A 15,210-nucleotide genomic window follows, 5' to 3' on the forward strand; every position below is an offset into this window, starting at 1 on the left:
GTTGTTTGCCTGGATGGCGGCCGCCGTTATGGGCAGGGGAAGCCCGGTGCGATCTTGCAGTGGTTGCCCGGACGGGGCGGGCGCGGCTTGGGCGGCCTTGGCCGGTGCGGCGGGCGGTTCCAGTGTGGAGGACGGTTCCAGTGCGGCGGCCGGTAATGCGGTGGGCGCACGATGATGGGGGGCGGAACGACGACCACCGGCGGGCGATAGCTTGCGCCCGACAGATAATTCGCCGAGACCCAGCCGCGCAGGCCGCCGCCGCGGATGTTGCACCAGTTGGCCTCGCAGCCGCGCACATTGACCGTGGTGCCGGCACTGAGCGTTCCGACGCGGTCATAGCCGGTGCCCGGGCCCGAGCGGACATTCACATTGCCGGTGACATAGGCGTTGGCGGCAATAGCTGCCGCAGGCAAAAGCACCGCCCCGGCCAGCATGGCTGCCGCGGTGACCAGTTTTCGAAAATTCATGGACTGCCCCTCCAGAGCGGATTGCATTTCGAAGCGGATACAACCTAGCGCCGATTCCCGGCCGCACCAATATGGCAGCACGGTTATGCTTTATGCCTGGTAACAGGGGCTTTCGCGGGCGTGGGCGCGGCTTTCTGTTGATGACTGATCAATCCGTAGGCACGGGCACAAGCTATGGTTGACGTTAGGTAAATTTGCTGATCTTTTGAGCAACAGGGCACCGGCATAGGACAGCGCACACGCGATGTGGCTGTCCTGATGAATCCCATAGGGAGGGAATTCACATGCCATTGCTCACCGCACTTGCACTCAGCGTTGGAATACTCGGCGGCATAGCCACCTGGCTTTTCGTCGGACCATTGGCCGGACTTGGCCTGCAGATATGGGCGGCCTTCATTGCCTGGGGCGCCTATTACCATTCAGGCGGCAAGGAAGGCTCGCTCAAGACCAACATTCCAGCCCACATATGGGGCGCGATCCTCGGCTGGATCGCGCTTTACGGCATATCGCTGCTTGCCGGCTCGCTCGGCGTTCCGTTGGCGGCAGGCATATCGGTCGCAGTCACCGTCATCGTGCTCATCATGGGTGCGAATGCGCCGCTGCTGGCGCAGATACCATCGGCAGTCTACGGCTTTGCCAGCGTCGCAGCCTATGCGCTGCTCGCCGGCAAGATGGCGACGCTGACCTCGGCGTCCCTCGTCGACAACCCGCTGATCAACATCATCGTCTCGATGATCGTCGGCGCGCTGTTCGGCTGGCTGTCGGAGAAGATCGCCGGGGCACTGGTAGCCAAGCCTGCGGGGGCGACCGCCTAGATCGTTCAGGTATCGGCGGAAAATGCCCCTCACCCTTACCCTCTCCCCGTAAGCACGGGGAGAGGGGGACGCCGGCGTTGCGGCCAGCCTCCTTCTCCCCGTCACTATACGGGGAGAAGGTCGCGGCAGCGGGATGAGGGGTGGCTCTTCCTGAGTCGGAAAGGCCCCGGGGACCGCACGCAATCTCCACCGATCCTACCGCGCACAGTGCGCGGAAGGATTTGAACCAGGCATCCGTTGCTGTAGCGTGCGCGCAAATCAACGGGCGGCGCGGTGTCGAATTTTTCTCTGTCCTACAAGCTGTCATGGCTGCCGCGCTTTCTGAGGCCTTCGCTTGGCGGCGATCGGACCGGCTTTGCGCCGATGGCGCGGCCGGCGCCGGCGAATGGCAGGCTGGTGCGGCTGGTTTTTCTCGGCGACCTTTCGGCGGTTGCCAACCGGCGCGCGCCGCTGGTCGACCCGGCGCTCGGCAGGATCATCGCATCGGCCGATCTGGTGATCGCCAATTGCGAGAGCCCGGTGGTTGAAAAGCTATATACGCCGTTCGGGACGAGCCTCGGGCTGCGTCACGCGATGACGCCGGGCTTTCTCGAAAGCGCGTTGGCGGCGCTGAGCATCGCGCCAGAAAAGCTTGTCCTGTCGCTCGCCAACAATCATGTGCTCGACCAGGGCGTTGCCGGTTTCGATGAGACGGTGGCGAATCTCGGGCGTCTCGGCATCCGCACCGTCGGCACCGCGGCGGATGGCTGGGTGAAGCCTTTCGAAGTCGCAGGGCTGACCGTAGGATTCTCGGCATTCACGCAGTGGCGCAACGCGGGGCGCGAGGATTTCGCCGGCCGGGTGCTGATGATGGAATATTTTGGCGGCTGGGATACAGAAGCGAGAGGGGGCGTCGATCTCATCTGCGCCGTGCCGCATTGGGATCTGGAGTTTCGGCATTTTCCGCAAGCAACGACGCGGGCGTTTGCGCGAAAACTGGCGGCTTCCGGGGCAGGGCTGATCGCCGGCCACCACGCCCATGTCGTGCAGCCGCTGGAGCAAGCCGGCGAGGCGCTCATCGCCTATGGGCTGGGCGATTGTCTCGGCACCGCGTGGGGGCGGCAGCCTTGGCCGGGCAGGATCGGCGCCATGCTGGTGGCCGATATCGGCACGGAGGGCGCGCGGCGCGGGCGACTTGCCGGCTACGAGACGGTGCCGTTGATGCGGCTGCGCGAGGGCGACCGCGAACGCCTCGTGCCGGTCGAAGTGCTGGAGGGGCGGCTGAAGGAAAAGGTCGCGGCGTGGCTTGGGGCCGTCTATCCGCCGGTCTGAACCGTGCGAGCGTAATGCAGTTTCATGCCGACAATCGCGACGATGAATAGGAATGTCACGGCGTTGGCCATGATGACCGGCCAGGAGCCGATGAACAGGCCGTAGAACGTCCACAGCAAAACGCCGGTGGCGATGGTGCCGATAGCGACGAGCGAGATGTCGTCGGCCTTCTTTTCACGGCGGATTTTCAAAAGCTGCGGCAGCCAGCCGAGCGTGGTGATGACGGCGGCCAGCGAGCCGAGGATTTCGACGACGGGGTGCACGGAGCGACTTTCGGAAAAGAGCGGAGGATTTCCCGACACTCATGCCAGAAAGCCCGATTCTTGTGAAGCGGGATCGTGAGGCTGGCCCAATCTAGAGGGAGGGCAGGCGCTTTCGGGCAACAGTCTTTCGGGCCTTGCGCGCGGACTTTGCCCTGCCGCCCGCTTGCGGGATGGGCTGTTTGTAGAAGCCGGTGCACGGGAGCCATCGAGAAATCTCGGAGGCCAACCGCGTGTGGTCGTTCCCCCTCTCCGTCGCGCTTCGCGCGCCACCTCTCCCCCACTTCGTAGGGGCGAGGAACCCAAGTTCTGCTATGCCTTGACCTCGGAATCTCGCGACCTCGGCGAGTGCCGGTTCCTCGCCCCGCTTGCGGGGAGAGGTGGCTCGGCGAAGCCGAGACGGAGAGGGGGGACTGCTTGAACGCAATCATGCGCGCGCCTTGCCGTTATGTGATGCGCCTTATGGTTTTCCTTAAAAGGCCGCGCTATCGGTGACCCTGCGAGGAGATCACCATGGCGGATGGGCGCAAGAGATTCGGCATTTCGCGGCGGTTGTTGTTAGGGGCCGCCGTGCTCGGCGGTGCCGCTGCCTGGGGCGGCACGACGCTGGCGCGGCTGGCGCGCGACCCATCAGGGGCGAAGGACGCCGGGCGAATTGCCGATATCGACGGCGTGTCGCTGCCACTGGAACCGCTCGCCAATCCACCAGCCTACGATCCCTCGCTACCCTGGCTTTCCAAGGGCGGAAATATCAACGACGCCAGCGCGCTTTCGCGCACGCCGGTCTATGGCGTGGTCGCGGTGAGCGAGGAGGATCATGTCGCGCGGGCCTTGGCATTTGCGCGGCAAAACGGGCTGAAGGTCTCGATGGCCGCGGTGCGCCACTCGATGGGCGGGCAGGCTTTTGACGACAATGCGCTGGTGCTGGACATGCGCAAGTTCAACAAGGTCACCGTCGATGCCGAGGCGAAGACCATGACCGTGCAGCCGGGCGCGACATGGCACGATATCCAGAACATGCTGCATCCGCGCTTTGCCGTGAAGGCGATGCAGTCGACCGACATCTTTTCCGTCGGTGGCTCGATTTCGGTCAATGCCCACGGCATGGACCATCAGGCCGGCTCGGTGGCGGGTTCGGTGCAGTCGATGCGGGTGATGCTGGCCGACGGCTCGATCGTGACCTGCTCGGGCAGTGAGAACGCCGAGCTGTTCCGGCATGTGCTGGGCGGCTACGGCCTGTTCGGCGTGGTGCTGGAGGCGAAGCTCGATGTCGTCGACAACGCCGTCTACCAGACCTCGCGCGAAATCATCCGCTCCGACGATTTTCCGGCCTTCTTTGCCGAGCATCTGGAGCAGGACAGGAATATCGGGCTGTTCTACGGGCATCTTTCGACGGCGCCGGGCAATTTTCTCGAGGACATGATCGTCTATCGCTATGACAAGGTCGCGGACCAGCCGCCGGCGGATATGCCGGCACTTGACGAGCCGGACGGTGTCGGGATGAAGCGGGCGATCATGAACCTCGCCAAGCTGGGCGATACGTTCCAGAGCCTGAAATGGTATGCCGAAAAGAACCTCGAGCCGAAATTCGAGAGCTGCACGGTGCCGCGCACGGCGGCGATGGGCGAGGGCGAAGCGTGCCTGGTGACGCGCAACAACCCGATGCACGATTCCGTGCCCTATCTCTTCAACGATCTCGCCTATGAGACGGATATCCTTCACGAATATTTCGTGCCGCGTGGCGAGTATGACGCCTTCATCGCCGGCGCGCGGGGGGTGCTGCGCAGGCAGGACTTGCCGGTGCTGAATGCTTCGGTGCGCATCGTGCACCGCGAGGACGTGGCGCTTACCTATGCGCCGGAGCCGGCCTTCGCGCTGGTGCTCTACATCAACCAGAGCGCCGACGATGCCGGCAACGCCAAGATGCGGGCGCTGACGCGGGCGATGATCGACCTGACGCTGAAACATCGCGGCCGGTTTTTCCTGCCGTATCAGCTTCATTTTACGCGAGCGCAGCTGCTGGCGTCCTATCCGGAGCTGCCGGCGTTTCTGGCGAAGAAGCGGGAGGTCGACCCGGGGGAACTGTTCCAGTCGACGTTTTATCGAGCGCTGAAGACGGCGGTTGGGGTGGCTTAAACCCGTCCCCTCAAAACGTCGGCAGCTTGGCGGCGATCCAGCCGGTGGCCCAACTGGCAAGGTCGGCGGTGCTTTCGGCGGCGTGGCTGATGCCCTTGCGCACGACGGTGTAGCCGCCGGCGGTGCGGTACAGCACGGAGCGGCCGTCCTCGACGAGGCCGGCATAGATGGGTGCGCTGCGGCTCGGCTCCATCGTCGGGTGAACGGGTGCCGGATCGGTCGCCTGGACGGAGGCGGTCTTGAAATCGTCGGGCTGGTTCGAACGGCAGATGCCGGAGACCAGCGGATAGTCGACGGTTTTTTCGTGCAGGATCTGCTTCTTCAGCGCGGCCTCGCAATCGGCCACGGAGGCGTATTGCGGTGGCGTCTCGCGGATGAACTCGCACAGTTTCGCGTCACAGTCGCAGCCGACAATCGTCATGGCGATAAGCGCGGTCTTGATCATGGCGTCCTCGGAAGGGATATCTAGCAGACCGAAGATGCGCCCGGTTCGCGGCGGGATTTGGCTTGAATCGCGGAATAAGTGTGGTGAAGCGCAACTGAATGTTGCTGGAAATGCGGGGTCGGCTCCTACCGGGTTGATTCCGCTTGCGGGGCTATCGTTCTGATTGGAAAGGGTATTTCTGGTAGTTGTTTCCGGCCGGACGTGTCATTGCAAATATGTACGTAAATGCGTACATTAGCACGATGAAAACAACCTCCTACAGCGAACTGCGCCGCAACCTCGCCGCCGCACTCGACAGCGTGACTGCCGATCGCGAGCCGGTCGTCATCACGCGCGAGCGCGGCAAACCCGCCGCAGTCCTGATGTCGATAGAGGACTTCGCCTCCTACGAGGAGACGCGCTATCTGTTGAAGAGCCCGAAAAATGCCGATCGGCTGCTTTCGGCTATCGATGAGCTGGAAGCGGGAAAAGGCACCGAGCGGCCGCTTGCCGAATGAAGATCGTGTTCAGCGAACAGGGATGGGAAGACTATCTCTATTGGCAGGAGCATGACCGCAAGCTGCTCGAGCGCATCAACGTCCTGATCAGGGAATGCACGCGCGCGCCCTTTGCCGGTATCGGCAAGCCGGAGCCTCTGCGCGGGCCGCTGAGCGGCTGGTGGTCGCGAAGGATCACGCAGGAACACAGGCTGGTCTATCGGGCGGAAGGGGACCAACTCCTCATCGCCCAGTGCCGTTATCATTACTGAGCGGCTCAGCTCTCAATAATCATAAACATGTTCCAGCTTCGCGCCGTCATCGATCAGCGTCGGCAGCACGGCATGGAGTGAGCGGACTCCGACGGTAAGCCCGGTGCGGCGGCGGCTTGGCTCGGCCGGCAGCTGGTAGGAAAACAGCTTGCGGGCGCCGGCCGGGATTTCGACTTCGCCGTTGGACAGCACGGTGACGAGGATCTCGTCGTTGCCGCCGATTTCGACGAAGCTGACGCCCTTGTCGATCAGGCGCGGGATCATTTCGGTGAAGACCTGATAGCGTTTGGTTACGAAGACTGCGCCGTCCGGGCCGAAATCCTTTTCGAGTTTCGTGTCGGGTTCGCCGGCAATCGCTTCCTCGACCGGGCCCTTGGCCCAGACATGGATGTTAGGGAAAGCCGGGTCGGCGGTGGCAGACAGTGCCGACTTGATGAGGTCGGCATAGGCCTGCTTGATGGTATAGGCGAGGCCGAAGGCGATCTTGCGCTCGCTGGTGCGCAACTGGTCCTCGTTGGCGGCATTGCCAACCGCCATCAGCCCGGCGCGCTTTTCGGCATAGGGAAACTGGTACCACGGCACCTGATCGAGGAAGGCGGCGTATTCGGTCGCCACGCGAGCCTGATAGACGTCCACCGCGATGCGCCGGCCCGAGGTCGCCTCGGTGATGCGGCCGACGGTGTTTTCATAGGCCCACTGGATCAGGTGCTCGATGGTGTGGCTGGTGCCGATGACGGCGAGCATCTGGTGGTTGGCGAAGTTGAACGGCTTGTCCGAGGTGGCGCGGATGACCATGGCATAGTCCTGCCAGAAGCGGCCGATGGTGGACCAGTAAGGAAAGCCGCTTTCGCGATCGTTGCGGACGAAGCCGGCATATTCGCGCGCGGCGTAGACGATCGACCACTCGGGGTAGGTGAGATAGGTCGATTCCTCCGGTCGCTGGTAGCCCGGAACTTCGGCGCGCACCTGATCGGCAAGCGCCTGCGGCGGCGCGCCCTGCTCAACGCCGGCAAGCGGTGTCTGGTCGACGCTGCTCGTCGTCAGGAAACCATAGGCGAGGCCGAGCAGCGGGATCGCCAGCACGACGACCAGGATGATGAGCAGCGTCTTGACGAGGCGCTTCAGCAGGCGGAGCAGAAACATGCGCTCAGGCCGCCGCGAGCTTTTCGTGCACGCGCTTCGACAGCCAATAGCCGACGAAGACGGCAAAGCCGCCAATGGCCAGATGCGGTGCATTGGCGAAGAAGCGGGTCGGGAACTCGACGTCGCCGATGGAGCGGAAGCCGTCGATGAAGATGCCGCCATCGAGGCAGCCGGAGCCGGTGACGAGGCCGAGCACGCCGTCGAACAGGTAGATCGCACCGAACAGCTTGAAATACAGCACCGACTGGCGATGCGAGATGAAGGCGGCAATCAGCGCCCAGACGCCGGAAAAAGCGTGCAGCAGGTCGTCATACCATTGCAGCGAAAACAGCCCGAACAGATAGCCATTGGCGTCGTTGAAGGCCGGCACATAGCCGATGCCAACAACGAAAAAGAACATGGCAGCGTAGAAGATCGCCAGCTTCTGGATGAGTGTCATGGTTGTCCCCGTTACCGATATTCAGGTGAGGGCGGCCTGCGAACAACGGCTTTCTGCGCTTCCGGTGCTCACGTACCCAAATGTACGCTCCGCTCGTCGCCTAGGGCGACCCCAAAATCCGCCGTTCTCGGCTCACCCTGACCTGAATCTCAAGTCATCGCAGCTTAGCCGATTCCGTTCACCAAAGCGTGAGGTTCGGACCATGTCCACAGATATGGGCGAGGGGATGACGACGTCTAAGCCGCCGCTTCGATGGTCACCGGCACGCCTTTCTGCAGCGAGTTGGCGACCATGCAGATCGATCTGGCCTTGTCGATGACAGCTTGAGGGTCGGTGCCGTCGAGCGTTTCGCAGGAGACAGTGAGCTTTGCGGCGGTCGTCAGCAGCGGGCTGCCATCGAGATCAATCGTGACCGAGACGGCGATGCTGCCGAGGTTGACGCCCAGTTCATGCGCGGCGTAGCGCAGGTCGTTGCAGAAGCAGCCGCCGAGCGCCAAGGCCAGAAGCTGGCCGCCATTGAAGCCGAGGCCTTTGCCGCCGGCTTTTCCCTCTGGCCGGTCGACGACGATGGTGTGCGAGCCGGCCCAGCCCATGGCGGCCTCTGTGCCTTCGACATTGCGCAACTCGACAGTCATGGATGCCATGGCCTTTTTCCCGTTGGTGAAGTCCGGCTTGGGGCGAAGACTAGGCGCATGATTTGGCTCTCGCAAAGTCTCACAAAAGGAGGAGGGCAGGGCTGAATCTACCTGCGCAATTTTTCCTCAAGAAACCCTATTGACTTAGAGTGCACTCCAACCCCTAGCCTTGTGAGCGTCGTGACGAGACAGGGCAAGATCATGAAGATTGGTGAACTCGCAAAGCGGTCGAGACTATCGGCCTACACGATCCGTTACTATGAGCGGATCGGGCTGCTTCCCTATGCCGACCGGGACCAATCGAGCCAACGTGACTATGACGCCTCGATCCTGACTTGGATCGAGTTTCTCGGTCGCCTGAAAACGACCGGGATGCCGATCCGGCAGATGCTGCAATATGCGGCTTTGCGGGAGCAGGGCGTCGATACGGACAGGCAGCGCCGCGAATTGCTGGAACAGCATCGCGAGCGCGTGCGCAATCATGTGGCTGAGCTTCAGGCATGCCTTCTCGTCCTCGATACCAAGATCGCCGGTTATGCCGGCTCTGAAAAAAGGACGAAAACCCATGACGCAGATCAACCAGGACAGCAGATTCGAACGCGGCAAGCGGGCGCTCGCTGAAATCGACGGCGAAGGCGGCGAAAAGGTCATTGCAGCACTGGCCGATATCGCGCCCGATTTCGCCCGCTACATTATCGAGTTCCCCTTTGGCGATATCTACTGCCGCGAGGGGCTCGGCTTGCGCGAGCGCGAGATCGCGACCATCGCGGCACTTACGGCGCTGGGCAATGCCAGCCCGCAGCTCAAGGTGCATATCGAAGCCGGGCTGAATGTCGGGCTTAGCCGAGAAGAGATCACCGAAGTGATCATGCAGATGGCGGTCTATGCCGGCTTCCCGGCAGCCCTCAACGGGTTGTTCGCGGCGAAGGAAGTGTTTGCGCATCGGGGCGAGGCGGAAGCTCCCGGGCAGGAGTGTGCGGCATGAAAAACTGACTCAGCCGCCTTGCGAAATGATTCCGGATCGCCGGCCAAGGCCTTGATCCGGAATCGCTTTCTCACGAGATGGCGGTCCTTGCCGCATCGATGGATGACGGAGAGCACAGCCGCGATGTGCGGTTGTGGGAAGTCAGGATCGGCCGTCTTCGGGGGAGGCTGGCTGAGATGTCGACATACCGGACATCGGCGGAAATCAGTGGCCGTCAGGCGAGCTTTCACTATATTGCGGCCGACGAATCTCTTGCCGGAGCATCCTGTGCCGCTTTATCGCCTGACCAGTTTTGCAACCGCCTTTGCCTGCACCATGGCCACTTCGGCGCTGGCTCAGGATATCAATCCGGCTACCACCGCCTGCCAATTGCTGACGGCCGAAAATATCGTCGAGATCGTGGGGAAGCCTGCGGCGATCTACGAAACCAACGGCGGGGTCGGCGATGCGTCGAACTGCTTTTGGGAGGTTCCCGACGTCGATGGTTATGTGCAGGTCCATTTCGTCCGCTCGTCCGAGCCGAACACCACGCCGGCGATGGCGCAGGAAGGCTTCGATATCTATGAGAAAAACAAGCGAAAAGAGCTTCAGGCGAACGAGATCAGAAACGTCGAGGGCTTGGGAGAGCGGGCCTATCTGGTCAATCTTGCGGATAATCCGACCGCCTTTATCGGTATCCAGTTACTGAGCGGCACCGATATGATTTCCATCGATACAAGCAAACTCAGCGAAGAACTCGCGATTGCCCTGGCGCAGAAGGCTGTCGCCAACAAGCCTGGCGTCGACTAGTTACGCTGGAGCGAAACAGTCAATTCAACCGCCTTGCGAAATGATTCCGGATCGCCGGCCAAGGCCTTGATCCGGAATCGCTTTTTGCCTCACGGAAACAGCGGGTCCTGCATCATGTCGAGATGCAGGTCCTTGCCGGTCCAGGGGTGGGCCTCGCAGACGGCCTCGTTGAGCTCGACGCCGAGACCGGGTTCCTTCGACGGGATGACATTGCCGTCCTGCCACTCGATCTTCTTCTTCAAAAGCGTCTCGTGGAAGCCGTCCCACTGCTTCAGCGATTCCAGGATGAGGAAGTTGGGCAGGGTCGCGGAAAGCTGGACGTTGGCGGCACCGACGATCGGGCCGCAATAGCAGTGCGGGGCGATCTGGATGTGATAGGCCTCGGCCATGGCTGCGATCTTCTTGGTTTCGAGAATGCCACCGGAGCGGCCGAGGTCGGGCTGGAGGATGGTGGCGGCGCGGTTTTCGATGACGCGGGCGAACTCGAATTTGGTCGTCAGCCGCTCGCCGGTGGCGATGGGGATGGAAGTGCCACGCGCCACCTGCGCCATCACTTCGGGCATATCCGGCGGCACCGGCTCCTCGAACCACAGCGGATCATAGGGCTCGATGGCGCGGGCCATGCGCAGCGCACCCGACGCGGTGAACTGGCCATGCGTGCCGAACAATATGTCGGCACGGTTGCCGACCGCCTCGCGGATCGCCTTGACCATGACCGCCGAGCGCTCGATGTCGATGAGGCGCGGCTGATGGCCGTCGAAGGCGGTGTAGGGGCCGGCGGGGTCGAGTTTCACCGCGTTGAAACCCTGCTCGACATAGGCGAGCGCGCATTCGGCGGCGAGGTCGGGATCGTTGTAGACATTCCTGTCGGGGTTGTCGGCTTCCGCCGGCACGGCGCTGCCGGTGTGCGGATAGAGATAGGTGTAGGAGCGCAGGGTCTCGTGCACCTGGCCGCCGAGCAGCTTGTAGATCGGCTTGTTGGCTTCCTTGCCGATGATGTCCCAGCAGGCGATTTCGAGCGCTGAAAAACAGCCCATGACGGAAATATCCGGCCGCTGCGAAAAGCCTGAGGAATAGGCGCGGCGGAAGAAGGTTTCGATGTCGTGCGGGTCGCGGCCGACCAGATAGCGCTCGGCCAGATCCTCGATCATCCTGGCCGTGACGTGCGGGCCGAAGGTGGCGTTGTAGGCCTCGCCGTAGCCGACGACGTTGGAGTCCGTCGTCAGCTTGACGAAGATGAAATAGCGCCCGCCGATGCCCGGCGGCGGATTGCCGACGACGAAGGTTTTAACGTCGGTGATTTTCATGGGGTTCTCCTCGGTCGTGGCGTCTTGCTTGTCAGGTCGGCGCTGCCCCTCACCCTTACCCTCTCCCCGTGAAGGACGGGGAGAGGGGGGCGTCAGCGTTGGAGCTTCCTCCTTCTCCCCGTCCCTATACGGGGAGAAGGTCGCGGCAGCGGGATGAGGGGCAGCGCCAAGGTTGGTGACTGTCTATCCAACATGATCCTCCAGTATCATCGCAGCGCCCTTGGCGCCGGTCATGATGGAAGCGGCGTTGGTGTTGCCGCTGATGTTGTCGGGGAAGATCGAGGCGTCGACGATGCGCAGACCCGAAAGGCCATGCACCTTCAGGCGCGGATCGACGACCGATCGGGATGCGTCCGGCCCCATACGGCAGGTCGAGACCGGGTGGTAGACGGTGCCGGAGCGGGCGCGGAAGTCGGCGACCAGCTCTTCGTCCGTCGTGCATTTGGGGCCGGGCAGCACTTCCTCCTCGATGATCTCGCTCATTGCCGGCATCGAAGCAATCTTGCGCACGAACTTCACCGCGTCGAGCATCTCGGTGACGTCGGTGTTGGTCGAATAGGCGTTGGGCGCGATCCTTGGGTAGTCGAGCGGGTTTTTCGTGCGGATCATGATCGAGCCGCGGCTCGACGGGCGGCAGTTCGAGAGGCCGATGGAAAAACCCGGCCAGGGGTCGGGCGTGAGGATGGGGCGCTCGCCGACCCGTGGCAGCACGGTGGAGAAGGCCTGGAAATAGAGCTGCATGTTGGGCCGCGTCTGGCTGCCGTCGGTGCGGAAGAAGCCGCCGCCCTGGTTCATGCTCATCGCCAGCGGGCCGTTGCGCGTCAGGATGTATTGCATGCCGACCAGCATCTTGCCCCACCATGGGCGAAGGATCTGGTTGAGCGTCGGGAGGCGACCCCGAAACGTGTAGTTGATGCCCTGGTGGTCCTGGAGATTGTCGCCGACATGGTCGTTGGCGTGGACGACCGGTATGCCGAGACCTTTCAGGAGGCCGGCGGGGCCGACGCCGGAAAGCTGCAAAAGCTGCGGCGTGTTGATGGAGCCAGCGCTGAGGATGACCTCGCGGCCGGCGCGGGCGGTGAGGGTCTGGCCGCCGCGCAGATATTCGATGCCGACAGCGCGCGTTCCCTCGAACAGGATTCTTGTCGCCAGCGCGTTGGTCTCGACGCGGACATTGGCGCGCTTCATCGCCGGGCGCAGGAAGGCGCGGGCAGCTGACATGCGGCGGCCATTCCTGGTGTTGATCTGATAGACGCCTACGCCCTCCTGGCTCCTGCCGTTGAAGTCGTCGTTCAAGGCGAGGCCGGCCTGCTCGCCGGCTTTCAGGAAGCGATGGGTGAGGGGATGGACGCGGCTGCGATTGTCGGTGACATGGACCGGGCCGCCGCGCCCGCGCCATGCATCGGCGCCGGCCTCGTTGTCCTCGATCGCCTTGAAGATGGGCAGGAGGTCGTCGAAGCCCCAGCCGGGATTTCCGGCGGACGCCCAGGCGTCGTAGTCCTCGCGCTGGCCCCTGATCCAGACCATGGCGTTGATGGAGCTGGAGCCGCCGAGCAGTTTCCCGCGCGGCCAGTGGTCGATATTTCCGGCGAGACCGGGGTCGGCGTCGGTCTTGTAGTTCCAGTTCACCGCAGGGTCGAAGAAGGTCTTGCCGTAGCCGAGCGGCATCTGCACGAAGAAGCGACGGTCGGTGCCACCGGCTTCCAGCACAAGCACCGAAAAACGGCCATTGGCCGACAACCTTTCGGCGACCACGCAGCCCGCAGAGCCTGAGCCGACGACAATGAAATCATAGGTTTGCATGTGAAACGAAAGGCCGCCTGTGAACTGGCTCAGATATTGATTCAGCCTAGCGTTCGCGGGCGGGCTCTAACACCCCGGCATCCGGCATGGCTTGTGAAAAAAGCGACCGGTGCTTGCTGTGGTTTGTGTTAGCTGCCATCGATGGCGGCAGGCATTTACGGAGATTCACGATGGTTCATTACGCAGACGGCCAACCCACGGGCGAACTCACCTTGCGCACGCTGGCGATGCCGTCGGATGCCAATGCCGCCGGCGATATCTTTGGTGGCTGGGTGATGGCGCAGATGGACCTTGCCTGCGGCATACGCGCCGCCGAGCGCGCCAAGGGCCGCGTGGTGACGGCGGCGGTGAAGGAGATGTCCTTCGCCAAGCCGATGAAGATCGGCGACACGCTGTGCATCTACACGCACGTCAACCGCGTCGGGCGCACCTCGATGACGCTGAAGGTCGAAGCCTGGGCGCAGCGCTATCTGCAGGATCTGATGGAGAAGGTGACCGACGCCGATTTCATCATGGTGGCGCTGGATAAGGACGGCAAGCCGAAGGCGGTGCCAGCTGAGTGATTAGAGAGTAGTGAGTAGGGAATAGTGAACTGCCTTGCCGATAGAGCGAAGCAGCTCAAATCCACTGCTCACTCTCAAGCTGCCTTCCTGACCTTCGCCCGTTCCGGGCAGGCGGCATCGAACTTCGCGCGGGCTTCGTTGACGCGGTTGGTGTTTTGCTTGGCCCATTCGCCCAGCGCGTTGACGGGTACGAGCAGTTCGTGGCCGAGTTCGGTCAACTCGTAATCGACGCGAGGCGGGATCGTCGGGAACATGGTGCGGGTGACGAAGCCGTCGCGCTCCAGCCCGCGCAGGGTCGTCGTCAGCATCTTCTGCGAGATGCCGCCGATGATGTGGCGCAGTTCGTTGAAGCGCATCGGCCCGTTGCCCAGCTTGCTGACGACCAGAACAGTCCATTTGTCGCCGATGCGCTGCAGGATGGCGCTGACGGCGCGACAGTCCTCGGTGTGATGGATGTGCCTAGGTTTCAAAAAAGTGCCTCCTTGTGCACTGGGTGATCAGTCACCAATATAGTGCGGGTATCCAATGGATACCAAGTGTTTCATAGGGAAAACTATCATGTCCAAGCCGAAAATAGGAATCATTATCGGTTCGACGCGCGCGGCCCGTTTCGCCGACGTTCCGACCGAATGGTTCGCCAAGATCGCCAAGGCCCGCACCGACATCGATGTCGAAGTCATCGACCTGCGCGATTTTCCGCTGCCCTTCTTCGAAGAAGTGGCCTCGTCCGCCTGGGTGCCGTCGCAGAATGAAGTCGCACTGCGCTGGCAGAAGAAGATCGCCAGCCTCGACGGCTTTATCTTCACCGTTGCGGAATACAACCACGGCCCAACGGCCGTGCTGAAGAACGCGCTCGATTATGCCGCGACCGAGTGGAACAAGAAGCCTGCCGGTTTCGTCGGCTATGGCGGCGTCGGCGGCGCGCGTGCCGTCGAACAACTCCGCCTTCATGCCGTTGAGCTGCAGATGGCGCCGACCAAGGCGGCCGTTCACATCGTCTGGGCCGATTTCCTTGCTGTGAAGCAGGGCGAAAAGAAGCTCGAGGAGCTCGAGCACCTCAACCAGGCTGCGCATGGGCTGATCGAAGAGACGGTGTGGTGGGCCAAGGTGCTGAAGGCTGCTCGTCTGGCCGATGCCGAGGCCGCTGAAGCGGAAGCTGCGTAATTACGTTTGAAAGATTCCTCCCAAGGGATTGAAAAAAGGGTGGCGGAAACGCCGCCCTTTTTGTTGGGTGAGTTCGTAGCAATGAATGTTGTTGGGTTTACCGCTAACCCCCTCTCCGTCGCGCTTCGCGCGCCACCTCTCCCCCGCTTCGCAGGGGCGAGGAACCCAAGTCCTGATGCGTCGCGGCCTAACAGAAACTA

Annotated in this window: 18 protein-coding genes and 1 pseudogene; 10 read left to right on the top strand and 9 right to left on the bottom strand. The window is 62.5% G+C overall.

Annotated elements, in window-relative coordinates:
- Positions 1 to 26: 26 nt before the first annotated feature.
- Positions 27 to 467, bottom strand: a complete 441-nt coding sequence (locus WBQ96_RS19935; RefSeq protein ID WP_336553209.1) for an SH3 domain-containing protein — start codon at positions 465 to 467, stop codon at positions 27 to 29.
- A gap of 284 nt (positions 468 to 751) precedes the next feature.
- Between WBQ96_RS19935 and WBQ96_RS19940 the strand changes: the two genes are divergently transcribed.
- Positions 752 to 1,282, top strand: a complete 531-nt coding sequence (locus WBQ96_RS19940) for a DUF1097 domain-containing protein (protein WP_336553208.1) — start codon at positions 752 to 754, stop codon at positions 1,280 to 1,282.
- A gap of 273 nt (positions 1,283 to 1,555) precedes the next feature.
- Positions 1,556 to 2,593 (top strand): CapA family protein, encoded by a 1,038-nt coding sequence (locus WBQ96_RS19945; RefSeq protein ID WP_336553207.1) that lies wholly within the window; start codon positions 1,556 to 1,558, stop codon positions 2,591 to 2,593.
- Here the strand turns inward: WBQ96_RS19945 and WBQ96_RS19950 are convergent.
- On the bottom strand, positions 2,578 to 2,856 hold the full coding sequence (locus WBQ96_RS19950; protein ID WP_336553205.1) for a SemiSWEET family sugar transporter: 279 nt from the start codon (positions 2,854 to 2,856) through the stop codon (positions 2,578 to 2,580). The genes WBQ96_RS19945 and WBQ96_RS19950 overlap by 16 nt on opposite strands.
- Positions 2,857 to 3,366: 510 nt before the next feature.
- Here WBQ96_RS19950 and WBQ96_RS28305 point away from each other — a divergent pair.
- Positions 3,367 to 4,029 (top strand): annotated as a pseudogene (locus WBQ96_RS28305) (FAD-binding oxidoreductase); the annotation flags it as partial.
- 970 nt (positions 4,030 to 4,999) lie between these two features.
- Here the strand turns inward: WBQ96_RS28305 and WBQ96_RS19960 are convergent.
- Positions 5,000 to 5,434, bottom strand: coding sequence for a hypothetical protein (locus WBQ96_RS19960; protein WP_336553203.1), 435 nt, complete (start codon positions 5,432 to 5,434; stop codon positions 5,000 to 5,002).
- Between the two features lie 242 nt (positions 5,435 to 5,676).
- On the opposite strand from WBQ96_RS19960, the gene WBQ96_RS19965 reads away from it, so the two are divergent.
- The gene (locus WBQ96_RS19965) at positions 5,677 to 5,931 is read left to right on the top strand and encodes a type II toxin-antitoxin system Phd/YefM family antitoxin (protein ID WP_165116519.1); all 255 of its coding nucleotides are present in this window, start codon (positions 5,677 to 5,679) and stop codon (positions 5,929 to 5,931) included.
- Positions 5,928 to 6,182 carry a Txe/YoeB family addiction module toxin gene (locus WBQ96_RS19970; protein WP_336553202.1) on the top strand — a complete coding sequence of 85 codons (255 nt, stop codon included), beginning with the start codon at positions 5,928 to 5,930 and terminating at the stop codon, positions 6,180 to 6,182. Before WBQ96_RS19965 ends, WBQ96_RS19970 begins: the two co-directional genes overlap by 4 nt.
- Positions 6,183 to 6,194: 12 nt before the next feature.
- Here WBQ96_RS19970 and WBQ96_RS19975 read toward each other — a convergent pair whose 3' ends face one another.
- The 3 genes from WBQ96_RS19975 to WBQ96_RS19985 all read right to left on the bottom strand — a co-directional run bounded on the left by WBQ96_RS19975 (position 6,195) and on the right by WBQ96_RS19985 (position 8,408).
- Positions 6,195 to 7,325, bottom strand: coding sequence for a hypothetical protein (locus WBQ96_RS19975; RefSeq protein ID WP_336553201.1), 1,131 nt, complete (start codon positions 7,323 to 7,325; stop codon positions 6,195 to 6,197).
- Between the two features lie 4 nt (positions 7,326 to 7,329).
- Complete coding sequence (locus WBQ96_RS19980) at positions 7,330 to 7,764, bottom strand: hypothetical protein (RefSeq protein ID WP_336553200.1); 435 nt, start codon at positions 7,762 to 7,764, stop codon at positions 7,330 to 7,332.
- A 236-nt stretch (positions 7,765 to 8,000) separates the two neighbouring features.
- Positions 8,001 to 8,408 (bottom strand): OsmC family protein, encoded by a 408-nt coding sequence (locus tag WBQ96_RS19985; protein ID WP_336553199.1) that lies wholly within the window; start codon positions 8,406 to 8,408, stop codon positions 8,001 to 8,003.
- Positions 8,409 to 8,600: 192 nt separating this feature from the next.
- On the opposite strand from WBQ96_RS19985, the gene WBQ96_RS19990 reads away from it, so the two are divergent.
- The 3 genes from WBQ96_RS19990 to WBQ96_RS20000 all read left to right on the top strand — a co-directional run bounded on the left by WBQ96_RS19990 (position 8,601) and on the right by WBQ96_RS20000 (position 10,173).
- A complete protein-coding gene (locus tag WBQ96_RS19990; protein ID WP_336553198.1) occupies positions 8,601 to 9,020 on the top strand; it encodes a MerR family transcriptional regulator in 420 nt (139 codons plus the stop codon).
- On the top strand, positions 8,965 to 9,384 hold the full coding sequence (locus tag WBQ96_RS19995) for a carboxymuconolactone decarboxylase family protein (protein ID WP_336553197.1): 420 nt from the start codon (positions 8,965 to 8,967) through the stop codon (positions 9,382 to 9,384). Before WBQ96_RS19990 ends, WBQ96_RS19995 begins: the two co-directional genes overlap by 56 nt.
- 102 nt (positions 9,385 to 9,486) lie before the next feature.
- The gene (locus WBQ96_RS20000; protein WP_336553196.1) at positions 9,487 to 10,173 is read left to right on the top strand and encodes a hypothetical protein; all 687 of its coding nucleotides are present in this window, start codon (positions 9,487 to 9,489) and stop codon (positions 10,171 to 10,173) included.
- A gap of 89 nt (positions 10,174 to 10,262) precedes the next feature.
- On the opposite strand, the gene WBQ96_RS20005 is transcribed toward WBQ96_RS20000, so the two are convergent.
- On the bottom strand, positions 10,263 to 11,480 hold the full coding sequence (locus WBQ96_RS20005; RefSeq protein ID WP_336553195.1) for a mandelate racemase/muconate lactonizing enzyme family protein: 1,218 nt from the start codon (positions 11,478 to 11,480) through the stop codon (positions 10,263 to 10,265).
- Positions 11,481 to 11,663: 183 nt separating this feature from the next.
- On the bottom strand, positions 11,664 to 13,283 hold the full coding sequence (locus WBQ96_RS20010) for a GMC family oxidoreductase (RefSeq protein WP_336553193.1): 1,620 nt from the start codon (positions 13,281 to 13,283) through the stop codon (positions 11,664 to 11,666).
- 170 nt (positions 13,284 to 13,453) lie between these two features.
- Between WBQ96_RS20010 and WBQ96_RS20015 the strand changes: the two genes are divergently transcribed.
- Positions 13,454 to 13,846 carry an acyl-CoA thioesterase gene (locus tag WBQ96_RS20015; protein ID WP_165116506.1) on the top strand — a complete coding sequence of 131 codons (393 nt, stop codon included), beginning with the start codon at positions 13,454 to 13,456 and terminating at the stop codon, positions 13,844 to 13,846.
- A 74-nt stretch (positions 13,847 to 13,920) separates the two neighbouring features.
- On the opposite strand, the gene WBQ96_RS20020 is transcribed toward WBQ96_RS20015, so the two are convergent.
- Positions 13,921 to 14,316, bottom strand: a complete 396-nt coding sequence (locus tag WBQ96_RS20020; RefSeq protein WP_336553190.1) for a winged helix-turn-helix transcriptional regulator — start codon at positions 14,314 to 14,316, stop codon at positions 13,921 to 13,923.
- 88 nt (positions 14,317 to 14,404) lie between these two features.
- On the opposite strand from WBQ96_RS20020, the gene WBQ96_RS20025 reads away from it, so the two are divergent.
- Positions 14,405 to 15,010, top strand: a complete 606-nt coding sequence (locus tag WBQ96_RS20025; protein WP_336553188.1) for an NADPH-dependent FMN reductase — start codon at positions 14,405 to 14,407, stop codon at positions 15,008 to 15,010.
- Positions 15,011 to 15,210 lie beyond the last annotated feature (200 nt).

Source organism: Mesorhizobium sp. CCNWLY176 (genome assembly GCF_037153935.1).
GTDB classification, from domain to species: Bacteria; Pseudomonadota; Alphaproteobacteria; order Rhizobiales; family Rhizobiaceae; genus Mesorhizobium_M; species Mesorhizobium_M zhangyense.